Source organism: Galactobacter sp. (assembly GCF_022712295.1).
GTDB lineage: Bacteria > Actinomycetota > Actinomycetes > Actinomycetales > Micrococcaceae > Galactobacter.
In genome coordinates, this window is sequence record NZ_JALAGT010000145.1 from 1 (window position 1) to 6,297 (window position 6,297).

Annotated in this window: 6 protein-coding genes; 1 reads left to right on the top strand and 5 read right to left on the bottom strand. The window is 67.1% G+C overall.

Features of this window, described 5'->3' with window-relative positions; translation table 11 throughout:
* Positions 1-284: 284 nt before the first annotated feature.
* The 3 genes from Q0A15_RS10720 to lipB all read right to left on the bottom strand — a co-directional run bounded on the left by Q0A15_RS10720 (position 285) and on the right by lipB (position 2,971).
* On the bottom strand, positions 285-1,070 hold the full coding sequence (locus Q0A15_RS10720) for a DUF4191 domain-containing protein (RefSeq protein ID WP_291279519.1): 786 nt from the start codon (positions 1,068-1,070) through the stop codon (positions 285-287).
* Positions 1,071-1,208: 138 nt separating this feature from the next.
* Entirely contained in the window at positions 1,209-2,192 is a 984-nt protein-coding gene (gene lipA, locus Q0A15_RS10725) for a lipoyl synthase (RefSeq protein ID WP_291279524.1), read from the bottom strand.
* Positions 2,193-2,284: 92 nt separating this feature from the next.
* The gene (gene lipB / locus Q0A15_RS10730; RefSeq protein WP_291279520.1) at positions 2,285-2,971 is read right to left on the bottom strand and encodes a lipoyl(octanoyl) transferase LipB; all 687 of its coding nucleotides are present in this window, start codon (positions 2,969-2,971) and stop codon (positions 2,285-2,287) included.
* Positions 2,972-3,041: 70 nt separating this feature from the next.
* Here lipB and Q0A15_RS10735 point away from each other — a divergent pair, with 70 nt between their 5' ends.
* Positions 3,042-4,709, top strand: a complete 1,668-nt coding sequence (locus Q0A15_RS10735; protein WP_291279521.1) for a protein kinase — start codon at positions 3,042-3,044, stop codon at positions 4,707-4,709.
* Between the two features lie 88 nt (positions 4,710-4,797).
* Here the strand turns inward: Q0A15_RS10735 and Q0A15_RS10740 are convergent, their stop codons facing one another.
* Together Q0A15_RS10740 and sucB are read right to left on the bottom strand one after the other, a co-directional pair.
* Positions 4,798-5,148, bottom strand: a complete 351-nt coding sequence (locus Q0A15_RS10740; protein WP_291279522.1) for a hypothetical protein — start codon at positions 5,146-5,148, stop codon at positions 4,798-4,800.
* Positions 5,149-5,310: 162 nt separating this feature from the next.
* The coding region (gene sucB, locus Q0A15_RS10745) for a 2-oxoglutarate dehydrogenase, E2 component, dihydrolipoamide succinyltransferase (protein ID WP_291279523.1) at positions 5,311-6,297 on the bottom strand (987 nt) is incomplete at its 5' end.

Genomic DNA, 6,297 nt, shown 5'->3' on the forward strand with positions numbered 1-6,297 from the left:
ATCTTGAATATGTCGCGAATGAATTGAATGGTCGGCCGCGGAAGCGGCTAGAATGGTTTACGCCCGCGGAGTGCTTGCGGGAGGCCTTGCAGGCCTGATCGACAACCGTGTTGCAACCACCGGTTGAGACCGCCGCCCGAAGCGCAGGACCGCGCTGAAGTTGGAAATCCAGCTGTAGTTCGGTTCAGGTCAGTGGCGGAACTGGCGCAATGCACAACGAGGGGGGCGGTGACTTCCGTACCGAAGTCCCCGCCCCCGCGTGTGGCCTCGAAGAGACTGACGGATCAGCGCCCGCGCAGCGCCTTGCGGTTGGGGCGGACCCGGTTGGGGTCGATGCCCTTGGGGATCGGCGGCTTGGACATGTTCAGGGTGGACAGGCGCTGGTCAACGGCCTTGATCTCCTGACGGGAGATGGCCTTCTTCAATGCCTTGAGTTCCTTGCGGACCTTGGGGAGGGGGATCTGCCCGTCCTGGGATCCCGCGTTCACCACGGTGATCGGCACGTTCTTCACCGCGCGGGTGACATTGCGCTTCACGCCGTCGGCCAAGGGGCGCACACGCGCGGTGGGGCCCTCGGTCACGAGGACCACGCCGGGCTTGCCGATGGCCATGAACACGAGGTCCTGGTGCTTGGGGGAGACGGAGACGGGCTCCTCTCGGACGATCCAGCCGCGGCCCATGGTGGACAGCGCTGCGCCCGAGGACCCGGGGCGGCCCTCGATCTGTGCGAAGGCGGCCTTCTCGGCGCGCCTGTTCATGTAGATCACGGCCAGCAGCAGACCGATGACCAGGCCGAGGATACCGAAGGTGATCCAGTTGCCGATCAACCAGCCGAGCGCGCCGAGCACCACACCGGATCCCAGGAAGATCAGCAGCATGATCCACGGGACTTTGGGCTCGGCCTTGCGGGTCATCTTGAAGACCTGCTTGATCTGAGACCAGCGACCCTCGCCCTTACCGGACTTACGGGCCGCCTTCTTGGCGTCCTTGGCCGCCTGCTTCTCGTCCTTCTGCGCCTGACGCAGCTGACGGATCTGTTCCTGGGCGGAGTTATCGAGTTTCTTGGCCATAGCGTGCCAATTCTACCGGATGGTGCGGGCCTCTGGGCGCCGAACGTGATGAAGGCGTCCACGCTTTCCGAAAATGAGCGTGGACGCCTTCAGCGTCGATGCGGCTGGAATCCCGTCCTCGTAGCGGTCAATCCGTGTTCAGCGGGCCAACCCCGCCATGACGGTGGCGGCCTCCTGCCGTGCCTCGCCCTCGTCCTCGATGTGGGACAGGGAAGCGGGGACCTCCCGTCCTTGATGCCGCATGGCCCGGACCCAGAGCCGGCCTGCACGGTAGGAGGAACGAACCAACGGACCGGCCATGACACCGGAGAAGCCGAGTTCCTTGGCCTCCTCACTCAGTTCGACGAATTCCTCCGGCCGCACCCAGCGATCCACGGGCAGGTGGCGGGTGGTGGGGCGCAGGTACTGGGTCAGCGTGATGATGTCCGTCCCGGCCGAGCGGAGGTCGGCCAGCGCCTGGGAGATCTCCGAGCGTTCCTCGCCCATCCCGAGGATGAGGTTGGACTTGGTGATCATGCCGCGGGACTTGCCGTGCCCGATGGTGGAGAGGGAGCGATCGTAGCGGAAGGCCGGGCGAATGCGCTTGAACAGCCGGGGGACGGTCTCCACGTTGTGTGCCCAGACCTCGGGCTGGGAGTCCGCGACCACGTCCAGCAGGGACGGCGTCCCGTGGAAGTCAGGGATCAGCAGTTCCACGCCAGTCCCGGGATTGAGTGCGTGGATGCGGCGCACGGTCTCGGCATAGAGCCAGGTGCCCTCGTCCTCCAGGTCGTCACGCGCCACACCGGTGACGGTGGCGTAGCGCAGCCCCATCTCCTTGATGGCGTTGGCGACCTGGTTCGGTTCCTCGCGGTCGATCTCCTTGGGGCGGCCCGTGTCTATCTCGCAGAAATCGCAGCGCCGGGTGCACTGGGATCCGCCGATGAGGAAGCTTGCCTCGCGATCCTCCCAGCACTCGAAGATGTTGGGGCAGCCGGCCTCCTCACAGACGGTGTGAAGTCCCTTGTCCTTCACGAGGGACTTCAATCCGACGTATTCGGGACCGATCTTCAATTCGGCGCGGATCCAATCGGGCTTGCGGTCCACGGGGACGGCGGCGTTGCGCGCCTCGACGCGGAGCATGCGGCGCCCCTCGGGCGCCGGGGTGCCCGACGACCCGGAGCGGCCGGGTGCGGTACCGACCTGGGTTCCGCTTCCGGTTGAGCAGCAGCCGCTCATGCCGAGACCTCCTCGCGGGGACGCGCGAGAAGGGCTTCCGGTTTGATCGCCGCCGCCAGGGTCTCGCGCAGCGCGGCCTCGAACACCGGGGCCACGTCCGTCACGGTGATGCTCTTGCCGGTTTCGTTGGCCAGCGTGGTCACATCCGCGTCAGCGATGCCACACGGGATGATGTTCTTGTACGGGGCCAGGTCGTTATCGATGTTGAGCGCCACGCCGTGGTAGGTGACGCCATGATCCACATGGATGCCGATCGCGGCGATCTTGCGGTCCGGACGTCCGGGTTCCAGGACCCAGACGCCGGCGCGGCCGGGAACGCGGACCCCCTCGACACCGTAGGCGCCCACGGTGTCGATGACGGCCTGTTCAAGGCGGGTCACATAATCCTTGATCGCGGTGACGTCTGCCAAGGGCAGGATCGGGTAGGCCACGAGCTGTCCGGGGCCGTGCCAGGTGATCAGTCCTCCACGGTCCACGTCCAGCACGGGTGTGCCGTCCTTGGGACGTTCGGCGTCCCCGGTGCGGCGGCCCGCCGTGTACACGGCTGGGTGTTCCAGGAGGAGCAGGTATGCCTGGGTGGGATCTGCCACGACGTCGGCATGAAGTCGGTGTTGGGTGTCGAGGGCCGAGGAGTACTCGACCGGGTCGGGTGCGTATCCGAGGTGAATGGTGGTCAAGGCCATGAGACCGACCCTAAGACCTCACCTGTGGATAACTTCAGCGGGAATGACGCGAAGTGGGCAGACTCGTGTCATGGAACCAACGCACGCACACCACGCACCTCGTCATGGCAGGCACGCCGCGCCGCGCCCGTCGAAGGCCGCCGACCGCGTCACGTCGGGCAGAACCGCCTCTCCTCCGGCGGGGGACAGAACGATCCTGGACGTCCGCGGCCAGGGCAAGCGTCATGCAACGTCCGTGCAACCAGACGCCGTTCATGTCGAGTCGGCGGTGGTCGGCGGACAGGCTCGCGTCACGGTGGTGAGACGCGGCGACGTGAGCGGTGCGGTCACCTTGCCGTCCGCCGGGGAATCCGTGGATGACCTGCTCGTGGAACGTGTCCCGCTGGAATCGGTCACCGAGGCAGACGCGCCCACGGAGGTTCCGACTGCGTGGGATCACCCGCACCTCGTCAAGGTCGTTGAGGCCGAGGGAAGGCGCCGCGGGGAACTCCTGGCGCACGTCCCTGGTGGCTCCGTCTCGGCCCTGCTCGCAGCCCGGGGACCACTTCCGGTGGGTGAGGCCGTGACGCTACTGGTTCCTGTTGCGCGGGCGCTGGCCCACCTCCACCGTCACGGGGCGGTCCACGGAGACGTCAGTCCCGACAACGTCCTCTTCGATGCAGAGGGTGCTCCGATGTTGGTGGATCCCGGCCTGGCGCGTGCGCTGGGGGAGGCCCGGGCCGAGGGCGGAACGGAGGGCTTTTCGGCGCCGGAGGCCGTTCACGGTCGTGGCGCCGACGTGTTCGGGTGGGGCGCCTTGGCGTGGTTGGTCCTGACCGGTGAGGCGCCGGGGGAGGAACGTGACCGTGTCCCGCTCCCACTGCTGCGTCAGGACGTGGATGCGGCGGCCGCGCGGCTGATCGAGGACTGCCTCGCTGCGGATCCGCAGGAGCGGCCGCACGCCTCGGACGTCGGACCGGCCCTGTTGGAATGCCACAAGGCGACACCGTTGGATGCCACCGCGGCCGCGGGAGGCGACGGCGTACCCCTTCTCCGTACGCGGGCCCCGGCGCAGCCGCGGTGGCGGCGGCTGCTGCGCAGGCGCCGACCCGGCGGCGCCGGCCGAGTCACCAGGCCAGACGAGTTGGGCCGGACCCGTGGTCGGGGAACCGCCCGTCGGGCCACGGTGTGGGTGGTGGGTGCCGCTTCCGCCGTGGCCGTTGCGGCAGCGGTGGTCACCGTCGTGACCGACGGCGGAACGGGCAACAGCCGTGCGCCCGCTACAGCAACCCACGATTCCGGAGTCGATCCCACGGCTGGCAGGCCCGCGCCAACGCGCGTGGCGGACTCCGGAGGGGAGCGCGTTCAGGCGGCCATGGCCGCATTGCCTGAGCTGGACAAGCAACGCACCGCCGCGCTGTCCGAGAGACGAGCGGGCGTGCTGGATTCCGTCTACGTGGACGGGGAAGGGCTGAAAGCCGACCGGGCGCTGATTTCCGGGCTCAGAAGCCGTGGAACGCATTTCGTGTCCCTGACCTCCAGCCTGAAGAACCTGCGTCCTGCGGGTGAGGACGGCCAAGCCAAGGTTAGGGTCTTGGCGACCAGCGTGACGACCGGAACGGAAGTGAAACTCTCGGAGCAGACGACGCCTCGCGCCGCACAGACGCCGCGGGAACGAGAACTCGCCTTCACGCTGGTGCTGGCCGCGGGCCAGTGGCGAATCGAATCGGTGACGGTCGCGGATGCCGGCGACGGGTGATGCACCACAAGGTGCCGCACAAGGAAGGGGCCCCAGCAACGCGACGTCATGCGCTGCTGAGGCCCCAACGGGTGAAGAACGGCTGAACTCAGTTCCAGAGGGTGGCGACGAGAATGTTGATGAAGGCCATGCCACCCACGGCGTGAGCCAGTCCGGTGGGCACGTCCTTGCCCTTCTTGGCCTTGTTGAACCCGATGATGGCGGCGATCAGGATGATCACGGCGACCACCGTCTTCACGGCCACCTTGATGTGGTTCACGTCGCCGTCGCCGGCCTCGGCGATCCCGACGAGGGCCAAGCCGGTGACGACCTGGACGATGGCACCCACCAGCTGCCACAGGGTCACCGTGGGCTTCTTGAAGGTGGCAAGCCAGATGCCGAAAATCGCGGCCGCGCCGAGGATGTGCAGGGCGACGAGCACTGAGGTCAGAAAAGTCATGACTCCACTTTAGTTGCGACTTCTACGGTCTGTCGAAGTAGGGAAGGCTTGCCTGATGTGCATGCACCAAAGCGGCCCCTTCCGCACCTGTTCTCAGGTGTGAAAGGGGCCGCTCGAGGTGTTGCAGTTCGGACGCGAACTACTCTGACGCGAACTGGCGGATCAGAGACCCAGTTCGCCGGCGAACTCGCCTGCTTCCAGGCGGGCCTTGACGGCCTGCAGGAAGCGACCGGCGGTGGCGCCGTCCACCAGACGGTGGTCGTAGGTCAGCGACAGGTACATCATCTGACGGATCGCGATGACATCGTCACCGTCAGCGTCCGTGACGACCACGGGGCGCTTCTGGATGATGCCGGTGCCGAGGATGCCGACGTTGGGCTGGTTGATGATCGGGGTGTCGAACAGGGCGCCAGCGGAACCGATGTTGGTGATGGTGAACGTGGAACCGGAGAGCTCATCCGGGCCCAGCTTGTTCACGCGGGCACGGGCGGCCAGATCGGCGATCTTCTTGGACAGGCCGGCCAGGTTCAGGTCGCCCGCATCGGAGATGACGGGGACCACGAGGCCCTTCTCGGTGTCCACCGCGATGCCGAGGTGCTCGGCGGCGTGGTAGGTGATCTCCTGCTTGTCCTGGTCGTAGGAGGCATTGAACTCGGGGAAGACCTTGAGTGCCTCGGTGACGGCCTCGGAGATGAAGGGCAGGTAGGTCAGGTTCACGCCGTTGTCGGCAGCGAACTTGGCCTTGGCGGACTTGCGCAGCTTCACGATGCGGGTCATGTCCACCTCCTGCACCTGCGTCAGCTGGGTGGAGATGTCCAGGGACTCACGCATGCGCTTGGCAATGACCTGGCGGATGCGGGGGGCCTTGATGGTGGTGCCACGCAGCTTGGCGGCCTCGGCGCTGGGCGCGGCCGGAGCCTTGGCAGCGGGTGCGGAGGGCGCGGCCGTGGCCTTGGCAGCCGTTGCGGCAGCGTCGATGGCGGCCTGCACGTCCTGCTTGCGGATGCGTCCGCCCACTCCCGTGCCGGAGACCGTGGAGAGATCAATGCCGTGGTCGTTGGCGAGCTTGCGCACCAGCGGGGTCACGTAGCCGGGAGCGGTGGAGGAGGCTGCGGGAGCGGCCGGTGCAGCGGCAGGCGCCGGAGCGGC